The organism is Bacillota bacterium (assembly GCA_012837285.1).
Classification (GTDB): Bacteria; Bacillota; DTU030; order DUMP01; family DUMP01; genus DUNI01.
In genome coordinates, this window is the sequence record DURJ01000133.1 from 1 (window position 1) to 19,674 (window position 19,674).

The following is a 19,674-nucleotide window of genomic DNA, read 5'->3' on the forward strand; positions in this document are numbered from 1 at the left end:
GCTTGTTTTAACTCCGGTGCCCGCACCACAACTCGTTCCATCCCTGACAGCACTTCTTGTACTACCCTGATAAAACCGCTGTTAATCTCATAAGGCAACTGCCGCTCCTTGATCACTTGGTCCAATAACTCCTGCTCGGCTGCTGATAAGAGATAGATGTTCTCTTGGGCCGTGGGGTCTTCTAGGCTGGTTACCAGCATCTTCGACCATTTATTATAAAGATCATCTAGCTCTTGTTCTAGTTGGTCCAGTTCCGCCTCTGCCGGTACCTTTGGCTGTTCTTCAGCCGGTCTAAAACTGCAGAAGGGACAAATAGGTTTGTCAGCCAACTGCTTCGGGTCCAGCTCAAAGCACGACTTTAGACCGCTTAAGCGAGAAGTAAGAGTCGTTAATTCCAAATGAGGAAAAAGATCATGGATAGTGGCCAACCGGGTTAGTGCTTTAAGGCGCTGGTCGTTACTATAGGCCACTTTCTTCTGATCAGCCGTGGGACCCAGCCGGGCGCGCCGATGTTGGGTAAAGTATTCTTTCTGGTAACTGTCTTTTAGCTGGCTGAGTGCTTGTATTAGTTCCCGGCGTAAATTGGCACCGCCAAAGTCGGCCTCTGCCAACCGAGCCTCAATTTGGCTGTGCACCGTAGCCGCCTGTTGGTGCCAAGAATGGTCTTGGGGCAGCACTGCAACAGCTGTATCTAAATAGGCAGCTAGCGGTGCCAGATCCGCCTGCAGTGTTAGGAGCTGTTTGGCCAATTGCCGGCGGTCCAGACTAGCCTGCTGAGTACGAACATGATCCAGGTTGTAGGTTAGGTTCTTAAGTTTGCCTACGGTGTTAAAAGCAGTTAGTGTTTCTAAGAATTCCTTAAGATCGGACAAAGCCTGAACCAATTGGCTAGCTTTCTGTTCGCTAAGCAGGCTTACTTCCCATACAGTCAGGCCCTGATTCAGTTTTTGTTGAGTTAGCACCAGTTCGTCTATATCTTGCGCCAGCTGTTCTTGTAGCTTCTTGATCCCCTCTTCTCGCGTGGCTTGGTTCACTATTAACCCCGGCGGTATATCTAGTAGCTCGAAAATGGCCTGCCAGGGGGCCAGGGGAAATTCTTTTGTGGGTTCAATATGTCTGAAGTCTGTTAACTCTGCCAGGGGTCGTTCAATTAGCTCTTCTATGTTCGCGGCGTCGATCTTGCAGCCCTTGATGCCGAGTACAACATCGCCGGTGTAGATGAGGCTAGCGATAATCACCACTACCCACTCCGGTTCCAGGCGAAAATGCCGCTCGTACTCCAACTCTTGGTAGTATAATTCGATAATTTCTTTTCTTGTAAGCACCTGGCCGGGTCCTTTTCCCTTTAGCCTTTGTAGGAAATACTTAGCGTAGCGTGAATTGTGAGGCCGCAGTTTGTTATCATCAAGGAGTTCTAACGCAACGAGCACGGCCGTACCCTGATCGGTCTTGATTGTACCTGCAATCCAACGCAAGGCTTCTTTGGCAGCCTGCTGCCTGTTGGCCGTGGTGATTGAAATAGAGAAAGTGGGATACTGAGGCGTCTGTTCGGCAAAATGGGCGCTCAAAAGATTGGCGCTTACGTGGTTTACTTGATCTCGGAAGTTAGCCCTAGTGGCCACTTTCGTGAGGCATTTGGCCATGCTTGTGCCCACACCACGGTAGACCACAGTGAAGGCTGTTTGCAGATTGTCTCGGAGCCACGTGGACAAGATTTTGAACTGCTCTTCCGCTTTCGTGTTATAGATTTGTTTTGTACCTTTGGCAGCATCTTGAGCCAGGGCCTGTGCCCCGGAAAACAACCGCAAAGCTTGATCAAAGGTATCGTCTCGGTGAGTAAGAAAATAAAACACTTCGTCGGCTTTCTTCTCGTCTTCGTACGTGGGAGGAGAGAAAGGCTGCAGGAAATAGAGATAGAAATCCCGCGGCGGTTGGGCCGTGGAACGTTCGTTAGGCGCACCGAAAAACAGATAGCCTACCCGGGAGACTTTTCGTTCCGGCCACTCAAGTTCGTATTGCCAAATGCGGGCGCCGGAAACATAAGTAGTTTCCGAACACTCCATAACCCGCGCCAGGACTTTGTAGTAATAACGGTTCAGGGTATCGTCGTCCAGCGTATCTGCCCTAAGTTCGATCTCTTTGTCGTAATCCACGTCCTTTTTGACATCCAGGTAGTATTGCCCGTTCTGGGAATTGAAGGAAAGGAACTGGCCGCTGACGGTGTTTTGGATTTCTCTGAGTACCGATTCAATGGTAGTCTGTAGAAAATCGGCGTCTTCTTCGGGTAAGAGCATGTATAGGCACAGACTATCGCGCATTTCGTTTGCTGTCATCCCTAAGGGGACGTTAATGTCGTCTGTGGTCAAACGATGAATGCACAAGGCGGCAATTATGCGCAAGGCCAGGGGTAAATACTCCCGACGGGGCATCGCCTGTTTAATTCTATTTTCCAGCACCTGGCTTTTATCTAGCACTTCACGCACAGCTGGATCAGACCGCAAGGCTGCTTCTTCTTTAATATCGTCCCAATAGGAATCAAAAGAAATAATACCCGGTTCAGACGCAGAAATTTCTTGGTCCAGCAGTTTACGCACCCTGGTACTGATAGCCTTCAACGCCTGGCGTTGCTCTACCACGTACAACTGCTCAAAAATCTCCAGATAGGCAGGGTGAATGGGAAAGAGGGCCACGAAATCCTCCAGCCGCTCGCTCATGTGTTGATATAACTTTATAAATGGCTGCAAATGTTCGCGAATCAAGGCCCGCTGCTTGGCATTTTTTCTTAATAAACGATTTGCCACTACAAAAGCTATATCCTGACGTACAATACGTACCTGTTCGAAGCGGTCTTTTACCCGCCGGATACTGCTGGCTACAAACTGAAAACGGGGATTGTCAAACAGTGATTCTTGGATACCGGCTACAAACCGAAATCGGGTAAGCCCACACACCTCCCCAACTTCACGGAGGAAGCCTAGATCTAAGACTAGCTCTTGCTCCTTGCGACCGCGAAGATAATCCAACAGCTCATCGGCCACCACCAGCAATCCATGCTGGGGATAGGCCTGGTTAAAGGCAGCCATCATTTCCACTAGCAGTTCTTTGTTGTTGCTAACTTCAGCCGCACTGGGAAAGCGGTATTTGATCCCGAGGCTATCCAGATAAGCCTCCAGCTCATCTAGAACTATATCGCGCAATGGTTTGGTTACGGCTCCGATTTCCGTGCGTAGTACCTTAAACTTGCCCGCAATGCTGCTGGCAGCTTGGGCTACTTGTTCATCATGGATATCCGCTACTAGGTCGGCGTGTTGAGCCACAGCCGAGATAAACGATAACAAATGTGATTTACCGGTACCGTAATTACCGACGATAAAAAGCCCTTTGTTATCCCTGGGCTGGTGATACTGAAGCTGGGGAAACACCAGCTCGGTTAGGTTTTCGCTCATGCGGTGGGAGATAACAAAACTTCGCACTAAATCAGCTGCTCGATCTTTTTCATCAGCTTCAAGCAGCTGGATGACAGTCTCTAAAGGCTCGAAATTGATTACCTGGTGGTACCGCATTAGCACTCCCCCTCTCCTTTTATTGGTCTGCTAAAGGATAAACTAAAGCCTGAACTTGACTGTAGCTGCGATATTCCGGGTGTCCAGGCCGGGCATAGATCAAACGGCCAGCAACAAACTGGCCACTCCAAGCTGCCACAACGGTTCTCCAGCGGCTAACAAGCTGGAGCAATCGGAGAGGATCTTGCAGCAAAGTCGGTTCAAACAGAATTTCTGTATTATCTAGAACTGTGGTTTTCTTGCCTGGATTGTTAAGAAGCTCTTCTATTGTCGGTAGCACTTTGGTAGGCACGTCTTGTTGTGACAGCGGCAACAATTTTTCGCTCAAGTTTGTACCTAAATTGACATAGGTATAGCCATAGGTACAACATAAATCCACCAGCAACTTGGTCTTACCGGCACCTGCCGTCCCTACTACCAAAACCAACTGATAATGCCGAGACTTAGTTGACTGAGCTAGGCGTTGGAGTTGTTGTACTCTTATGTCCATAGTATCAACTCTCTTTTTTGTAAAGAATCTAGGTAATCAGACATTGTATTGTAGTCAATTCGACACATTTCAGTCAATTCCTGCTCTCAATGTGCTAAACACATATAAAGCAAAAGCACCACCTAAAAAGCAATGTGCTTTCCAAGCGGTGCTTTTTTCTATTTCGCTTTTACTATCCCAGCTGTTCCTTTATGACGACGGCAATTTTATCGGTTAAGTTCTTTAGCATCTTTTCTTCTTCTCCCTCCACCATGACTCTGATCACCGGTTCGGTGCCGGAGGGGCGTACCAGGATGCGGCCGCGGCCGTGCAGGGCTTGTTCGGCTTCGGTGATGGCCGCTTTTATCTGTTCGTTTTTCTGCCAACCGCTTTTGGTTGCTACGGGCACGTTAACTAGGAGCTGAGGGAAAGGTTGCACTACTGCTGCCAGCTCGGACAGGGGCTGCCTTTTTTCAGCTAAGACTTGAAGCAGCTGCAGGGCGGTACTTAGGCCGTCGCCGGTGGTGTTATGATCTAGGTTGATGATATGGCCGGACTGTTCGCCGCCTAGGTTCCAACCGCGCTTTAGCAGCTCTTCCAGCACGTAACGATCGCCGACTGCGGCTCGAACCAGTTCTATACCGCGCTCCTTCAGCGCTACTTCCAGGCCCATGTTGCTCATGGAAGTAGCCACCAGGCCGTTCCCAGTAAGAAGCCCTTTTTCTTGCTGCCACAAGGCCAAGATGGCCATGATCTGGTCGCCGTCCACTAGAGCTCCGCTTTCGTCTACGGCGATCAACCGATCGGCATCGCCGTCGAAAGCAAAGCCTATATCGGCCCCTGTCTCTGTGACCGCCTGTTGAAGTGTTTGGGGACAAGTGGAACCGCAGTTTACATTAATGTTGGTTCCGGTGGGAGCAGCGTTAATTGCCGTCACCTGGGCTCCGAGACGCTCAAGTATGGTGGGTGCTACGTGGTATACAGCGCCATGGGCCGTATCCACCACTATGTTAAGAGCCGATAGATCTGTTCCCAGCTCTTGCTGTAAGTGATTAAGGTACAGTTCGGCGGCTCGGTCCAGTTGGCGTTTTTTCCCTACCTCCCCGCCGGTGGGCCGAGGCAAGTTATGTTCGGTAAGCAGCCTTTCCACCTGATCTTCGGTTTCGTCCGGGAGTTTGTACCCCTGGGCCGAAAAAAACTTGATCCCGTTATCCGGTACCGGGTTGTGAGAAGCCGAAATCATCACGCCGGCATCGGCGCCTAAAATACGGGTGAGGTAAGCAACAGCCGGGGTGGGAATGATTCCGGCGCTGAGGACATCACCGCCCACTGACAGTATTCCCGCTGTAAGTGCTGCTTCTAACATATCACCTGATTGACGTGTATCCCGCCCTACTACCAGCTGCGGTCTTTTCTTGGCATTGGTCAGGACAAAGGCTCCAGCCCTACCCAGGGCAAAAGCCAGTTCCGGCGTAAGATCCAGATTGGCTACGCCGCGCACCCCATCAGTTCCAAATAGGCGTCCCAACGTGGGTCCTCCTTTTTGATTCAGGATAAATACAAGCACAATTTATATCTTCATATTCTTTCCGGGCGTTGTCAACCTATATTTCCCCGGAAATAATTCAGGGCTGTCTTGGTAGGCAGCCCTGAAGGAAATGCAAAACAGTTTACACTCCGGAAAGTTGTTGTTACTCTCCGGCTGCCACCAACTCCTTAATGGTAACCTTTACCTGGGCCGGCTCGACTCCCACTTGGCGCACACCGTCTGGAAGCACCAACCGTAGCGGCAGTTCGTGTTCGCCGGCGGTGAGATCCTGAGCGCTCACATAAGCCACCACGTCGCTTTGGCTCAGCCGGTTGATGGTTTGAGAAAGTCCGGATACGGTAACTTTAACTGTTTTAGGCTCTGTCTCCGCCTCTAAATCGGGGGCTAAATCCCGTGTTTTTACTTCTATATTATCTAAAGTGCGCTGGACGGTGCGCTGCTCGATAACCACTGTCACCCGTACCTTCTCCACTTCGGCCCGCACATCCCGGGGCAGGGCTATCCGAACATCGCCGGTTTGGGTGGAAGTGGCTTCGCTAATACTAAAAGGTAAGGTAGATACTGAAGTAACCTCGGCTAGCATGGCCGGCGGTCCGCTCACAATGACAGTGGCCGGATCCACCAATACCTGTGCTACTTGGTAGCCGGCAGCGGGTTCTCCGGTGACCTGTGCATTTACAGATACAATCTTGGCCGGCAATCGCGCTACCGGCAGCGCCACTTCAATCACTTCCGGTTTGATCCTGAGTCCTTCTGCCGCCGGTGCTCCCTTGCTATCTAAGATCTGAACGGGAACACTTACCTGAATGTTATCCTTGGCTCCTTCTGTGTCCAGCCTGACCACCGCCCGGCTGGCAGTGTTCACCCGGCTGCGAGGGCCTTCTACCAATACTTGTACCGGACTGAGCACCGGTTCGCCGGCAGCATAGCTGGGGGCTGGATTGCCGCGTGTGACCAGCTCTACCGGCAGCTGCTTTTGTATAATCGCCTCCAGCTTAACCGCTGCCTCGCGCGGGCTGACATGGACTAGCTGGAGGTTGTCCGGCAGGGTTGCAACCTGTACCGGATAGGTTCCTTCACCTTCCACCCCCTCGGATAGGTCTACATACAGACCGATCTCTGAGGATCCGGTAGCGTAGAGGTCGTTTCGGCGGCCCTTCAGCCGGACCGACACGGGCTTGATATCTTCGGCTAATACCAGCCCGGCTGGGAGGTTCCTAAGTTCCGGCGGAACTGAAATCGTGCGCGCATCCTGTGGATTGTTCTCGTTGATGACAAACAGCCACATGACGAAGGCCAGAATGAGCGCCACCACACGGACAACAGCATCTTTTTGCAGCCAACTATCCATGTAAAGACCCCCAGCGCAGGAATGGTACTCCTGTTTCCTGCTTAAAAATTCCTGATAACAGTTCGTTCAGGCTGGATTCGTCCAGGTGGCGTTTGATCCGTCCCTCATGAGTTAAGGAAATGATGCCGGTCTCTTCTGACACCACCACCGTCACGCAGTCTGATTGCTCGCTGATGCCCAGCGCCGCCCGGTGCCTGGTCCCCAGTTCCTGGCTGACGTCGCTCTCAGTCAGGGGAAGGAAACAACCGGCGGCCGCGACCCGGTCGCCCCGGATAATGACGGCCCCGTCATGGAGCGGTGTATTGGGCACGAAGATATTAACCAGCACCTCAGCCGACACCACAGCATCCAGTGGAATTCCCGTTTCTTCTACCTCCCTAAGGCCGGTCTGTCGTTCCAGTACAATCAAGGCCCCAACTTTGCTCCGGGACAACACCTGAACTGCTCGCACCACTTCACGAATCATACCGGTAACATCCTCGGTGTCCAGCAGGCGGTTAGCCCCGCCAAAAAAGCGGCCGCGGCCCAATTGTTCCAGACCACGACGGAGCTCCGGCTGAAAGATCAGGGGAATGGCAATAAGACCCATGGTCATAACTTTATCCAGTAACCAGCTGGTGGCGGCCAGCTCAAAGCGGCGGCTGAACAAATAGGCCAGCAGAAGCACGGCCAGGCCTTTTATTAGCTGCACAGCGCGCGTGCCCCGAATCCATATAATAACCCGGTAAAACACAAAAGCCACGATTATGATATCCAGGAAATCCAACACGCCGAAATCGTGCAGCTGCGTCAGCATTAGCCTCACCTTACCAATTACTGTTTCTCTTTCTATTACTTCCTAAAGAAGATGCTCATTATACTTTCGCTGACAACGGCTGAAAAACCTTTCGTAGCGCCGACATTTTTTGTCACCAATTATTAGCTAAGTTCCTCGGTTCTGGCCTTGAGTACCTCTTCCCGCAAGCTGAACCAGATGGTATGAAATAAATCCAGGAAACGGGGCTGGGAGCGGATCACGGTGAGATTCCGCGGACGGGGTAAATCGATGTCTAAAACAGCCTTTACTCGGCCCGGTCGGGCTGTCATCACCAGCACCCGATCGCCTAATCCCAACGCTTCGTCAATGCTATGGGTGATGAACATGGCTGTCTTTTGAGTCCCCTCCCAGATTTTGAGCAGTTCCTGCTGCAGCAAAACCCGTGTTTGTTCATCTAAGGATCCAAACGGTTCATCCAAAAGAAGAATAGCCGGATCATTGGCAAAGGCGCGGGCCACACTGGCCCGTTGTTTCATGCCTCCGGACAGTTGATGGGGATAGGCATGGGCGAATTTGCTGAGGCCGGTGATTTTAAGGTAATGGTCGGTGATCTGTTCGCGCTCCGGCCGAGGGATTCCCCGCATAGCTAGGCCATAGGCTATGTTCTCTTTCACCGTGTACCAAGGAAACAAAGATTGTTCCTGGAATACCATGGAGTTGACCGGTTTGCCCTCCTCTGTTATTGTCACAATGGCCTCGCCCGAGGTGGGTTGCTCCAGTCCGGCTAGAATCCGGAGCAAGGTGGACTTACCGCAGCCGCTGGGCCCCACGATACAAAGAAATTCGCCCTCCTTCACAGTAAGATTGATATCTTCTAAGGCCACCACCGGGGTACCGTGGCGGTTGGGAAACACCTTGCTAATTCCTCTTAGTAAAATAGCTTCACGGCTGGTTGTCATCCCTGTGGCCTCCTCCCTGGTACCATCTTGTTGCTGTTAGGGCCGCGGCGCTTTCCACGGTATCACCCGCTGTTCAATATAGTCCAATAGATATGAAAGTAGATAGCCCAATATAGACATCATGATCAAGGCCACAAACATGCGTTCAATGTCGAACATATCGTAGGCCCGCCAAATCCAATAGCCCACGCCGGCCCGGGCTGCTGTCAGCTCTGCCGCCACAATCAGAAGCAGAGCTGTGCCCATGCCCAACTTAAAGCCGGCAAAAATCATCGGCAGCGCGCCGGGCAGGGCCACAGTACGATAGAAGTTCCAGCGACTGGCACTGTAGTTTTTGGCCACATCCAGATAGATTGGATCGATGCTGAGCACCCCGGCCATGGTGTTAATCAGCACTAAGTAAAAAACACCGATGGCAATGGTAAACACTTTAGAACTTTCCCCTAGCCCGAACACCAGCAGAATAAGCGGCATAATAGCCAGCTTAGGGATGGGAAACGTAGCCGCCACCATGGGCTCCAGAGCAGCCCGCACCAGCGGGAACAAGCCCATGGAAAGTCCCAGCAGCACTCCTGGTATTGCTCCGGCAGCAAATCCTAGCAAAATGCGGCGAACGCTGATCCAACTGTGGTACAAAAGTTCACCGGAGAAAAACACCGGAACAAAGGTTTCCATAATGCGGCTGGGACAGGAAAACAAGCGTATATCCACCACGCCCGCTCGGGCCAACACTTCCCACAAGACTAAGAGCAATAGCGGCGAAAAAAACGAAATGACCTTTCCTTCCATTCGCACTTGGCACCACCTCCAAACAGTCAGGGAGAGGCAGGAGGGAGGGCTGCAGCCCCAGCCCTCCCTGATTGTTTACTCGTATTTTCCTAGCACTTGGAGGGCCCGATCCACGTACTGGTTATCGAGAACATCCTCGAGTTTGAGATCTCCTTTGAGCAGCTCCCGCTCTTTGTACCACTTTAGATCTAACTCGATACCCTTGGCGCGGACATAGCCATCGGGATTTAACCCTACCGGGAACATTTGCTCATACAGTGCCTTGTCTTTTACCACTGACGTCTCGGCCAGGATGGAGATGATCTCTTCTTTTTTTATGTCTTTGAAGAAAGCATCGTTGTAGTCCCGCAGCGCTTTGATATAGGCGATCATGAATCGATCGGCCACCTCAGGTCGGTTGATGAAGGACGTTCCATAGATGAGAAGCGCTGTTTGGGCATGGGGGTCGTATTCTGACGGATCTTTCCACGGATCCAAGATGTCGCTACTCATGCCTTGGGCCACGAACGGCTCAATAACCATGCCGCCGTCGATGCTGCCGTTGGCCATGGCGGCTACAATATCCGGGAAGGCTCGGATCACTTCCACCTGTACGTCGGCAGTGGTCATGCCGCCGGCATTGAGGCAACGATCCAGAGCAATCTCGTCCAGCGAGGCTGTGCCCACAATAGCTAATTTGCGCCCGCGCAGATCCTCGAAGTCTTTAATTTCATCTACCAAGTCTTTGCGGATGCAGAGCCGGTAGTAACCCTGGCCAGCCACGTTGACACCTTTATCTGCCACAATCTTGATGGGAATCCCGCGCAACATAGCGTTAAACAGGCCGGAGGCCGTAACGGTAAAACCGACATCCAATTGTCCTGCTGCCAGTGCGTTAATCATCTCCTGACCGGTATTGAAGTTGACCGATTCGATGTTCAGTCCCAGCTCTTGGTAGTAACCTTTAGCCACCCCAATGAGAAGCCCAGAATCGGATACCACTTCTTTGGCACCGACAGTGACAGTAACGGCAGGTGACAACGGCTCCAGTACATGGGTTGCCGCCGGTGGCTCCGGCGCTTGGGCCGGGGGCACCTGGGTGGGACTGCACCCAGCCACCAACACCGTTACCAACGCAACCAATAACAACCAGACCTTTACCTTCACCTAACATTCCCCTCCCCTGATTTTTTCTCCGAAAGCGTGCCGGTCAAAGCACACCTTCTCTTCCCCATAATATTGACCCGGTGGCTGTTTGGTGACTCAAAAAACCCCTGCCGCAAGGCAGGGGTTGAGATAAAATCCGGTTCGTCAGGCGCTGGGATTTGGTTGTACTAACGCTTTCGCCCGGGCCAATTGGAGTTTTACTTGCTCCAGGGCCGTGCCGCCGGAGGAGGTTCGGGCTGCCACCGCCGCTTCCGGAGTCAGGGCTGCCAGGGCGTCAGGCTCAAACAGCGTTGAGGCCTGCTGGAGCTCTTTAAGGGAGAGGTCCTCCAGGCTCTTCCCCTGGTCCAGACAAAGCTGCACCAGCCGCCCCACCACTGCGTGGGCCTCTCGAAACGGCAGGCCGCGCCGGGCCAGGTAATCTGCCAGGTCTGTGGCGGTGGAAAAATCACCGCTTATAGCTTGGCGCATACGGTCCCGGTTCACCTTGAGGGTGGCGATTAAGGGAGCAAATATGCTAAGGCAGGCAGTTAGCGTATCCACGGTATCGAACAAAGCTTCTTTATCTTCTTGCAGGTCTTTGTTATATGCCAGCGGCAGGCCTTTCACTGTCATGAGCAAAGCCAGAAGGTGCCCGGCTACCCGGCCGGCTTTGCCCCGGACCAGTTCCGGCACATCGGGATTTTTCTTCTGGGGCATAATGCTGGAGCCGGTGCTGTAGGCCTCGTCCAGCTCCACAAAAGCAAACTCCTGGCTGGACCACAAGATAAGTTCTTCGGCTAAGCGGGACAGATGCACCATACAAATGGCCGCCGCCGCTAAGAATTCCAGGATATAATCCCGATCGCTCACAGCATCCAAGCTGTTTTCGTACAAGGCCGAGAACCCCAGCTCCTTAGCCACTAGCTCCCGATCAATGGGAAACCCGGTTCCGGCCAGGGCCCCTGCTCCCAGCGGCATTAGGTCGGCTCGCTCACGACAGTCTAAAAAGCGCTGGCGATCGCGCTGCAGCATATGAACATAGGCCAGCAAATGATGAGCCAGCAGCACCGGTTGGGCATGCTGCAGATGGGTATAACCCGGCATAATCACATCCAGGTGCTTCTCCGCTTGCTGGATCAGTTCTCGTTGCAGGGCAGTAATTAAGTCCAGTACTTTATCCACCTGCCGGCGCACGTACAGATGGGTGTCTAAAGCTACCTGATCGTTGCGGCTGCGAGCGGTGTGGACTTTGCCGCCCACCGGCCCGATTTTTTCCATCAGACGGTGCTCGATATGCATATGAATATCCTCGAGCTCAGGAGAAAAGTCAAATTGGCCCTGCTCAATTTCAGCCCGGATTTCTGCCAGACCGCGACCGATGGTGTCGGCTTCAGCGGCGGAGAGAACTCCCACCGCTGCCAGCATCTTCACATGGGCCAGGCTGCCGTCAATATCTTCTTGCCACAGGCGGTGGTCGAACTGGATAGAGGAGTTAAACTCCTCCATCTCAGCCGCTGTCTGGTGGCGAAACCGTCCGCCCCACAGCTTCATGCCTGAGATCCCTTGCTTTTCAGCCAGCCCTGGACTGCCAGCGGCAAGCCGTAGAGGTTGATGAACCCGGCAGCATCTTTTTGATCATACACATCGTCGGCGCCGAAGGTGGCCAGATCTTCCCGGTACAAGCTGTTGGGAGAAGTGCGGCCGGACACAATGATATTGCCTTTGTACAGTTTAAGCCGAACGCTGCCTGTCACTGGCTGCTGGGTTACACTTACAAACGCATCCAGTGCCTCCCTAAGCCGTGTAAACCACAAGCCGTAATAGACCAACTCGGCATATTTGGCCGCGATCAGTTCTTTGTAGTGCATGGTGTCCCGATCCAAGGTAAGATACTCCAGCTCGCGGTGAGCACACATCAGGACGGTGCCGCCGGGAGTTTCATACACGCCGCGGGATTTCATGCCCACCAGGCGATTCTCCACCAGATCGGCTCGGCCCACACCGTTGGCTCCGGCAATATCATTGAGCTTTTGCACCAAGGCCACCGGTGACATCCTCTCGCCGTCCACAGCCACCGGTTCACCCTGCTTAAAATCGATGGTTACATAAGTGGGTTTGTCCGGGGCTTTTTCCGGCGAGACTGTAAGCAAAAACATGTCTTCCTGGGGCTCAAAATCCGGGTCCTCCAGCACGCCGCCCTCGTAGCTGATATGCCAGAGGTTACGATCCATGCTGTACGGTTTTTCTTTGCTCACCGGTACAGGGATGCCGCGCGCCAGAGCGTAATCGATCTCTTCGTCCCGGGACTTAATATCCCATTCCCGCCAGGGAGCAATGACTTTTAGCTGTGGGGCCAGAGCTTTAGCCGTGAACTCAAACCGGACCTGGTCGTTGCCTTTACCGGTACAACCGTGGGCAATGGCATCGGCCCCTTCGGCCACAGCTATTTCCACCAGCCGCTTGGCGATAATCGGCCTGGCGATGGCTGTGCCTTGGAGGTACTTGCCTTCGTAGACCGCACCGGCTTTCAGCAGCGGAAAAACATAGTTCTGGACAAAATCGTCTTTAAGATCTTCGATATAGATCTTACTGGCACCGGTCTTAATCGCTTTTTCTTCCAGGGGCTCCAGCTCTTCTCCTTGTCCCACATCGGCTGCCATGGCTACAACTTCGCAACCGTAATTCTCTTTGAGCCAAGGGATGATAATCGAGGTGTCCAGGCCGCCGGAATAGGCCAGCACCACTTTTTTGATTTTGTTCATGGTTCTCCTCCTTAACATTCGGTTGGCTATTCTGATGTTGCTCGTTAACAGTCCCGATCAGCCTCTTCACCGCGTCTTAGTTTCGGGCTGCAGTTGGGCGCTTCAATACATATAATTATAAGTCTTGTTGCATAGAAATGCAATGCTCTGATACTGCTTTTCTGTCACGATGGTTGCCGTGCCACCTAAGAAGCGGGCTCAGGCGGTCCCTATGTGGGCCTGGTTCTGGTTCTGGCTGGCTCGATGATTGCCGCTGCCGGCCCATCCTCACGCTGCGCGGTGCCTGCCAGAACGACCGGGCTCGGCTCCCTCGGGCCGCCTCTGAACTCGCCTCTTCGGGGCTCGACTGGCCCACCATATGTTAGGAACATTCATGGGCGGTTTGCCCTCGTTCGCCTCGCTCGTTGGAATTAGGGCTAAGCTCCGCTTTGGGGATGGGCCCGGCAGCACTTGGTTTGGTTTATAATATCTTTTTGCCTGATGTTTGCATACCTTAGCAGCAGGAATAACATTTCTTTATCCTTGAGAAGGAGGGACCGAAATGGGTATGAACCGCCCACCGTGGGAGGAACCCTGTGTACTGGACGAACGGTTATTTGCGCTGCGCGAAGATCTTATCGGTGAGCTGATGGCTATTAACCAGTACCAGCGCCACGCCATGGAAACCGATGATCCCGAGCTGCGCCGGCTGTTTTGCCATACCATGAACGATGAGAAACATCATGTAGCCGAATTCATGCATGCCATTTGTCAGATCGATCCGGTTCAACGTCGATATTGCCAGGAGATGATGGGAACGATGCCCGGTAGGCCGGGTCGGCCACCTTATGGCTACGGCTTGGAGAAAGAAAACAACGACCAGCCCTAAAATTAAGATCCCGCAGGATGTACCTGCGGGATCTTAGTTTCGCCGTTACTTGGTCGGGGTTTGTTCTCGCTGCCGGCTGCATTGGCGGCAACGCCCGTAGAATTCGGTGCGATGGGTAAATACTTCCCACCCGTGGCGGTCGCGGACTTCTTGCTCCAATTCCTCCACCGCAGGAATATCCACATCTAACACCCGGTCACAATCTACACAGCGAAAATGATAGTGCAGCTCCGGATTCCCATCGAAACGGCTGTAAGTACTGCCGAAACTAAGTTCCATTACCTCGCCCAGATCCCGGAGCAGCTTCAGGTTGCGGTAGACCGTGCCTAAGCTAATGTTAGGGATCTCTTGCCTTACCTGTTCGTAGACCCAATCCGCCGTGGGATGAGATTTGGTACTGCGCAATACGTCCAGGATAACACGACGCTGGCGAGTGGAGCGTCGGCGCGGGGTCTTTTTCTGGGTGTTTTCCTCCATTGTTTCACCCCATCTTAATAATGCATAACTATTACTATTATATCACTCTGTCAATAAAAGTAAACTGGTTTACAGCAGCCAGTCCTGAAAAAAGGAACCTAAGTTCTGGCCGCTAATTTCCTCGGCGGTACGAATAAAGTCCTCGCTGGTGGCATTTCTGTAAGCAAAGCGGCGGTAGTATTCCTGCAGCAGTGTTAGCATCAGTTCTTCACCCAGCTCTTCTCTAAGCTGCAAGAACAATAGGCAACCCTTACCGTATACCAGTGCATTATAAGCTAATTCGCTGGGGAACTCGTTTAAGGAACGCAGTATTTTCCCGTCACCGTTAGTTTGACGGTAGGCTTGGTACAAGCCGGCCAGGGAAGCGGCTTCTTCCTGGCCGCGGCCCCGTACCTTCTCAAAGAACAAAACGGTGCTAAATTCAGTCAGGCCTTCGTCTAGCCAGGCTTCGGTCACTTGATTGTTACCCACGACGCCATACCACCACTGGTGCGCTGTTTCATGCACCACTAGGTAGTCTAAAATCTCGGCATCAGCCTGACCGTAGAATTCACGGGCTAAGAAAACGATGTTGGGATACTCCATCCCACCCTGATCAAAACCGGTGGCGGCGAGGGTTAGCTGGTGGTAGGGATAAAAGCCGAAATTGTCATTGAAAAACTTTAAAGCCTCACAGCCGGATTTAAGGGCCTGCCGTCCGCCCGCTTGCTCACCCTGTGGGAACACCGATCGCACCAAAGTGGGGCCGACTTTTTGTTCCAGGGACTCATACTCACTGCTCACAGCCACGGCAAAGTCACGTACTAAAGAGGTCTCCCAGACCAATTCTTTTTTCTGTGGGGGCAGCTGGCGCCGCGCCTGCAGATTGCCGCTGGCTACCGCTTGGTAGCTTGGCGGTAAAGTCAGTCTTACCCGATAGCGTCCCACTTCGCTATAAAACGGGTCCCCCCAATCATAATACGGATCCAGATGCCAACCGGCGGCGTCGTACACAGCCAGGATCGGGTACCAATTGCCCAGGCTAATAATACCGTCATTTTCTCCTAACCGTCCCGGATAATCGGGCACAGTAAGCTCCCAACTAAGGGTTAGGTTTATCTGCTCCTGGGACTGCAAAGCTGATTCCAACGTCACCTTAAGCAGGGTCTCCTCGACGGTAAAAAGTACATCCTGTCCTTCCACACTTACCGCCGTCACCTCCAGCCGTCCCGGCCGCCTAACATCCTGACTGAACACCGCGGCATTGGGGTACAAATGAAGGTAGAGCTCCGGCAGCGGTACCGCTTGGTTGTTGGTATACTCCACCTGGCTGCTACCGGTTACCGTACCAGATACGGGATCTAGATTTACATCCAGGTCATAGATCGCCGGCACAAAACCGGCCAGGTCCGGAACCGCAGGCGCTGGCAGTGCCGGCCCTTCCACCTGCCGCCCGCCATGGCTGCGGTAAATAAAAACCGCCATTATTAGCAAGGCAACTGCCGCCGCCCCGATAGCCAGCCACTGCCTGCGTCGTGCCGGCACAACCTCACCTCCATTACCGTGTCTTTTGTGCTTTATTTATCCTATTGCTCCTACCTGTTCCTTATTCCTCCAGCACCAGCCCAAAGAAAAAGCAGTTTCAATTTTTCTTCACCGAAGCTTCACAGATTGTTCACATGCCGAGGCTATACTATAGGCACCAACATAAAGGGAGGTCCTAAGTATGAAAAAATGGCTGGCCCTGGGTTTGGTGGCAGTTATCTTGGCTTTGGCAGCGCTGCCTGCTCTGGCCCAAGATAACGATCCGCAGCTGGCTGAATTGGAAGCGCTGTACAGACAGCTAACTGACATCAAAAAGAAGATCGCCGATGTTAGAGTAGAGATGGGTCAGATAACCGCTGAACAAGGCACTGCCATCAAGGAGCGGGCTGACGAGCACTATAACTGGCTGAAGGAAAATAGTTTCCGGTGTCCAGGCTGCGGTCTTGGCGGCGGCTGGAGACGGGGCCCTGGCGGCGGTGGCCGTTTTGGCGGGGGCCGGCAGAAATAAGAAAGGACCCTGTGAACTGCTTTCAGCTCACAGGGTCCTGGTTTATGGGTAATGGGAGCCTTACTTCTCGAAATACATCCTCTTTTGTTCCAACGCTTTTTGGATCCGCTCTTCGGCGTAAATGTTGGCTGCTTCGTAGGGCTCGATCTTTCTCTCGTCGGCAATGCCAAAGATCTTGAGCAGAATATCGTAAATACCGGCTGCTCTCTTTAGAGCCTGTTCCCGGTTATAGCCGCCGGGAGCAAACTCTTCACCACAGTTGATCACGCCGCCGCCGTTGACGATGAAGTCAGGCGAATATAAAATGCCCCGGGCCGCCAGAGCTTTACCATGGCGCGGCTCCAGCAACTGGTTGTTGGCCGAACCGCAAACACCCTTGACTTTCAATCTGGGAATGGTGTCATCGTTCAAAATAGCACCTAAGGCGCAAGGAGCAAAGATGTCGACCTCGAGATCATAAATCTTGTCCATCTCCACTGGGATGGCCCCGGCCTTTTTCGCCCGCTCGACCTTGTTTTCGAACATGTCGGTGGCATAAACCTCGGCGCCTTCCTCCAGTAGATGCTGCATCAAAGCAAAGCCAACGTTGCCGCAGCCCTGGACCGCCACTTTTTTACCTTTTAGCTCATCGCAGTCCCAAAGACGCTTAGCTGTAGCCTTCATGGCATTATATACGCCCCACCCGGTAACCGGTGACGGGTTGCCTGAAGTTCCCGGCAGGCCGGCTACATACGGGGTCTCTTTGTTGACGTAAACTAAGTCATCCAACGTGCTGCCTACGTCTTCGGCCGTGTAATAACGTCCGGCTAAGCTGTTCACCATCCGACCAAAAGCACGCATTAACTCTTCCGGCTTCTCCGCGTTGGGATCATGGATCATAACGGCTTTGGCTCCGCCAAAGTCCAAGCCCATGGCCGCGTTCTTGTAAGTCATACCCACAGACAAACGCAACACATCAAATAAAGCTTCGTCTTCACTCTTGTACGGCCAAATTCTCAGTCCGCCCAAAGCCGGCCCCAAAGTTGTGTTATGAATGGCAATGATGCACTTTAGCCCGGAAACCTTGTCATACCCAAACAAAATCTGTTCATGATCATAGTCAGCCATGTTTTTTAACACTTCACGCATTCAGTCAGCCTCCCTTGTGAAAAATCATCATATATTGACAGCAACAATCCCGGTGACAATTTCTGAGCTTAAATCCGCTGTCACCCCGTTCGAACCCCGCTCCATCCTCCTTCCCAGTGAGAATTTTCGTTGGGTTCTTTTTCCTCGTTGCCAGCAATAATATATTGCAATATTCATGCCAACAATTCAGGGGGAAGACATAGGTTGGAAGCGGCGAAATTAGTCGGTTGGCTGTCTGATAGCTCTAGACAACTCAAATTTTCCTGAAGTCTGTTGCAATGTCTGCACTTTGTTGCATGCAGTATACTGCAGAGGTACCGGGGTGTCATTCCCCTTTATAAGCTAATTGGGCCGACACCGCCGGTACCCGGCAGAGTGCCGGGATAATAAGCAACTGCAACGCTATTCCGGGAAGGCCTTTTAACACGGCTCCGTACACATAGATCAAGGGATTAACATGGAAATTGAATAAGGGGCCGACAACTGCTGCTGCGAGCCCGAGCCCGACCCGCCCCAGCAGCATGGCTGCAGGCAAAGTGATCAAAATGCTGTACTGGGTACGCCGGACCAGCAAAGACAAAGTTAAAGCATACACAGACAGCTCCACCACCATCAGCGGTAGCATGGGCGGGGACATGGGTGGCATGCCAGTCAAAAGAAAGCTAAGGAGCGGTGATACCACTGCCACTGCCACCGCCCAGCCCGGTTCCAGCATTAACCCCGCCAGGAAGATGGGGATATGCATAGGCAAAATAATCGGGCCGCCTACCTTGGTGAGATGAGCCGCCAAAGGCAGTGTAACTGCCAAAGCCACCATCAGGGCCGCTATTACCAACGAACGTGATTTCATGGTCTCCCTCCTAAAATAGTTTAGCCCGGCCGGTTTTCAAACCGGTCCGGGCCTTCATGGTCCCATGCTTTATTCTTTATTCTTGGTTCATTTCGGCTAACCGCTGGCCTGCGGCTCGAATCAGAGCCCCCAGCGGTTGGGGCATCAAGCCCACCAGTTCCACGTGAGGCTGAGCTACAGGCAAGAGTAGTTTCCTAGCCGGGCTGGCCACTATGGCTTCAGCCATGGTAACTGTGATCTCACCCATCATAGCATCAGGGATGATAATCCCCAGCGGGCCCAGGATAACATCGGCCTGCCCGGCCATGACTCGAATAGCATTCTCGCCGGTGGCCCCCCGCTGGGCACCGGCTTTGATCATGGCTTGCGTGGCAGCCGAATTCGTCCCCAAGGCCAGCACTTCGCTGCCAGAGGGGAGATTGTCTTTGATCTGTCCTACCAACTGGCTGCCGATCCCACCGCCTAAACCGTCGATCACCACAACTAACATAAACTTACCTCTTCTTAGCAGCCTTCGGGCTGCGTTTCTTACCTTCGGGTTTTACCGTTCCTGTATCATATTCGTCTTGAACCGCGTTATTCCTGCTTGAATCTAACTACTGCTGCTACAAAACATGCTTTACTCCGTTGCCACCCCTTGGCGTTGTAGTAACAGGTGGGCCGGATCAAGCGCTGCCCTCGGTCTGAGAGCCGGCCAACGGTAATGTCAACGTAAAAGCAGTGCCCTGTCCCAACTGGCTGGTTACTTTGATCTCGCCGCCGTGGGCTTCCACCAACCCTTTGACGATGGCCAAACCGATACCGGTGCCGGCGCTGGAGCGGGTGCGGGCTTTTTCCTTTTTGTAAAACCGCTCAAAGATGTAAGGTAGATCCGAAGGTGCAATACCGGTACCAGTGTCACGGACACTTACCGTCAGAACTTCGGCCCCGGCCCAAGCGGTTTCCACGGTAATGGTTCCGCCAGCCGGAGTGTAGCGCAGGGCGTTGTTAAGTAA

General features: G+C 52.9%; 18 protein-coding genes. 2 read left to right on the forward strand and 16 right to left on the reverse strand.

Translation table 11 applies throughout. The annotated features are described in order from the left end of the window. The 10 genes from GX016_07900 to GX016_07945 form a co-directional block, all read right to left on the reverse strand. Positions 1-3,563: ATP-binding protein (locus GX016_07900; protein HHT71481.1), on the reverse strand; the 3,563-nt coding region annotated here is incomplete at its 3' end. A 19-nt stretch (positions 3,564-3,582) separates the two neighbouring features. Then, positions 3,583-4,053 (reverse strand): BREX-3 system P-loop-containing protein BrxF, encoded by a 471-nt coding sequence (gene brxF / locus GX016_07905; protein HHT71482.1) that lies wholly within the window; start codon positions 4,051-4,053, stop codon positions 3,583-3,585. 172 nt (positions 4,054-4,225) lie between these two features. Then, on the reverse strand, positions 4,226-5,560 hold the full coding sequence (locus GX016_07910) for a phosphoglucosamine mutase (GenBank protein HHT71483.1): 1,335 nt from the start codon (positions 5,558-5,560) through the stop codon (positions 4,226-4,228). Between the two features lie 163 nt (positions 5,561-5,723). Further along, a complete protein-coding gene (locus tag GX016_07915; protein ID HHT71484.1) occupies positions 5,724-6,932 on the reverse strand; it encodes a hypothetical protein in 1,209 nt (402 codons plus the stop codon). Beyond that, the gene (locus tag GX016_07920; protein HHT71485.1) at positions 6,925-7,728 is read right to left on the reverse strand and encodes a TIGR00159 family protein; all 804 of its coding nucleotides are present in this window, start codon (positions 7,726-7,728) and stop codon (positions 6,925-6,927) included. Before GX016_07920 ends, GX016_07915 begins: the two co-directional genes overlap by 8 nt. A gap of 122 nt (positions 7,729-7,850) precedes the next feature. Then, entirely contained in the window at positions 7,851-8,648 is a 798-nt protein-coding gene (locus GX016_07925; GenBank protein HHT71486.1) for an ABC transporter ATP-binding protein, read from the reverse strand. A 36-nt stretch (positions 8,649-8,684) separates the two neighbouring features. Further along, entirely contained in the window at positions 8,685-9,437 is a 753-nt protein-coding gene (locus GX016_07930) for an ABC transporter permease (protein ID HHT71487.1), read from the reverse strand. A gap of 75 nt (positions 9,438-9,512) precedes the next feature. Continuing rightward, the gene (locus GX016_07935; GenBank protein ID HHT71488.1) at positions 9,513-10,583 is read right to left on the reverse strand and encodes an ABC transporter substrate-binding protein; all 1,071 of its coding nucleotides are present in this window, start codon (positions 10,581-10,583) and stop codon (positions 9,513-9,515) included. A gap of 144 nt (positions 10,584-10,727) precedes the next feature. Further along, positions 10,728-12,113, reverse strand: coding sequence for an argininosuccinate lyase (argH, locus tag GX016_07940; GenBank protein ID HHT71489.1), 1,386 nt, complete (start codon positions 12,111-12,113; stop codon positions 10,728-10,730). After that, entirely contained in the window at positions 12,110-13,324 is a 1,215-nt protein-coding gene (locus GX016_07945; protein ID HHT71490.1) for an argininosuccinate synthase, read from the reverse strand. The genes argH and GX016_07945 overlap by 4 nt, the downstream gene beginning before the upstream one ends. A 541-nt stretch (positions 13,325-13,865) precedes the next feature. Here GX016_07945 and GX016_07950 point away from each other — a divergent pair. Next, positions 13,866-14,192: a hypothetical protein gene (locus tag GX016_07950; GenBank protein ID HHT71491.1), complete on the forward strand. Its 327-nt coding sequence runs from the start codon at positions 13,866-13,868 to the stop codon at positions 14,190-14,192. 45 nt (positions 14,193-14,237) lie between these two features. Here GX016_07950 and GX016_07955 read toward each other — a convergent pair whose 3' ends face one another. Beyond that, a complete protein-coding gene (locus tag GX016_07955) occupies positions 14,238-14,669 on the reverse strand; it encodes a transcriptional repressor (GenBank protein HHT71492.1) in 432 nt (143 codons plus the stop codon). Positions 14,670-14,738: 69 nt separating this feature from the next. Next, positions 14,739-16,193, reverse strand: a complete 1,455-nt coding sequence (locus GX016_07960; protein HHT71493.1) for a M1 family metallopeptidase — start codon at positions 16,191-16,193, stop codon at positions 14,739-14,741. Between the two features lie 181 nt (positions 16,194-16,374). Here GX016_07960 and GX016_07965 point away from each other — a divergent pair, with 181 nt between their 5' ends. Next, a complete protein-coding gene (locus GX016_07965; protein ID HHT71494.1) occupies positions 16,375-16,701 on the forward strand; it encodes a DUF2680 domain-containing protein in 327 nt (108 codons plus the stop codon). Between the two features lie 60 nt (positions 16,702-16,761). On the opposite strand, the gene GX016_07970 is transcribed toward GX016_07965, so the two are convergent. The 4 genes from GX016_07970 to GX016_07985 form a co-directional block, all read right to left on the reverse strand. After that, the gene (locus tag GX016_07970; GenBank protein HHT71495.1) at positions 16,762-17,829 is read right to left on the reverse strand and encodes a Glu/Leu/Phe/Val dehydrogenase; all 1,068 of its coding nucleotides are present in this window, start codon (positions 17,827-17,829) and stop codon (positions 16,762-16,764) included. A gap of 325 nt (positions 17,830-18,154) precedes the next feature. Next, entirely contained in the window at positions 18,155-18,679 is a 525-nt protein-coding gene (locus tag GX016_07975; protein ID HHT71496.1) for an ECF transporter S component, read from the reverse strand. Between the two features lie 76 nt (positions 18,680-18,755). Continuing rightward, complete coding sequence (locus GX016_07980; GenBank protein HHT71497.1) at positions 18,756-19,169, reverse strand: DUF3842 family protein; 414 nt, start codon at positions 19,167-19,169, stop codon at positions 18,756-18,758. Positions 19,170-19,344: 175 nt separating this feature from the next. After that, positions 19,345-19,674: hypothetical protein (locus GX016_07985; GenBank protein HHT71498.1), on the reverse strand; the 330-nt coding region annotated here is incomplete at its 5' end.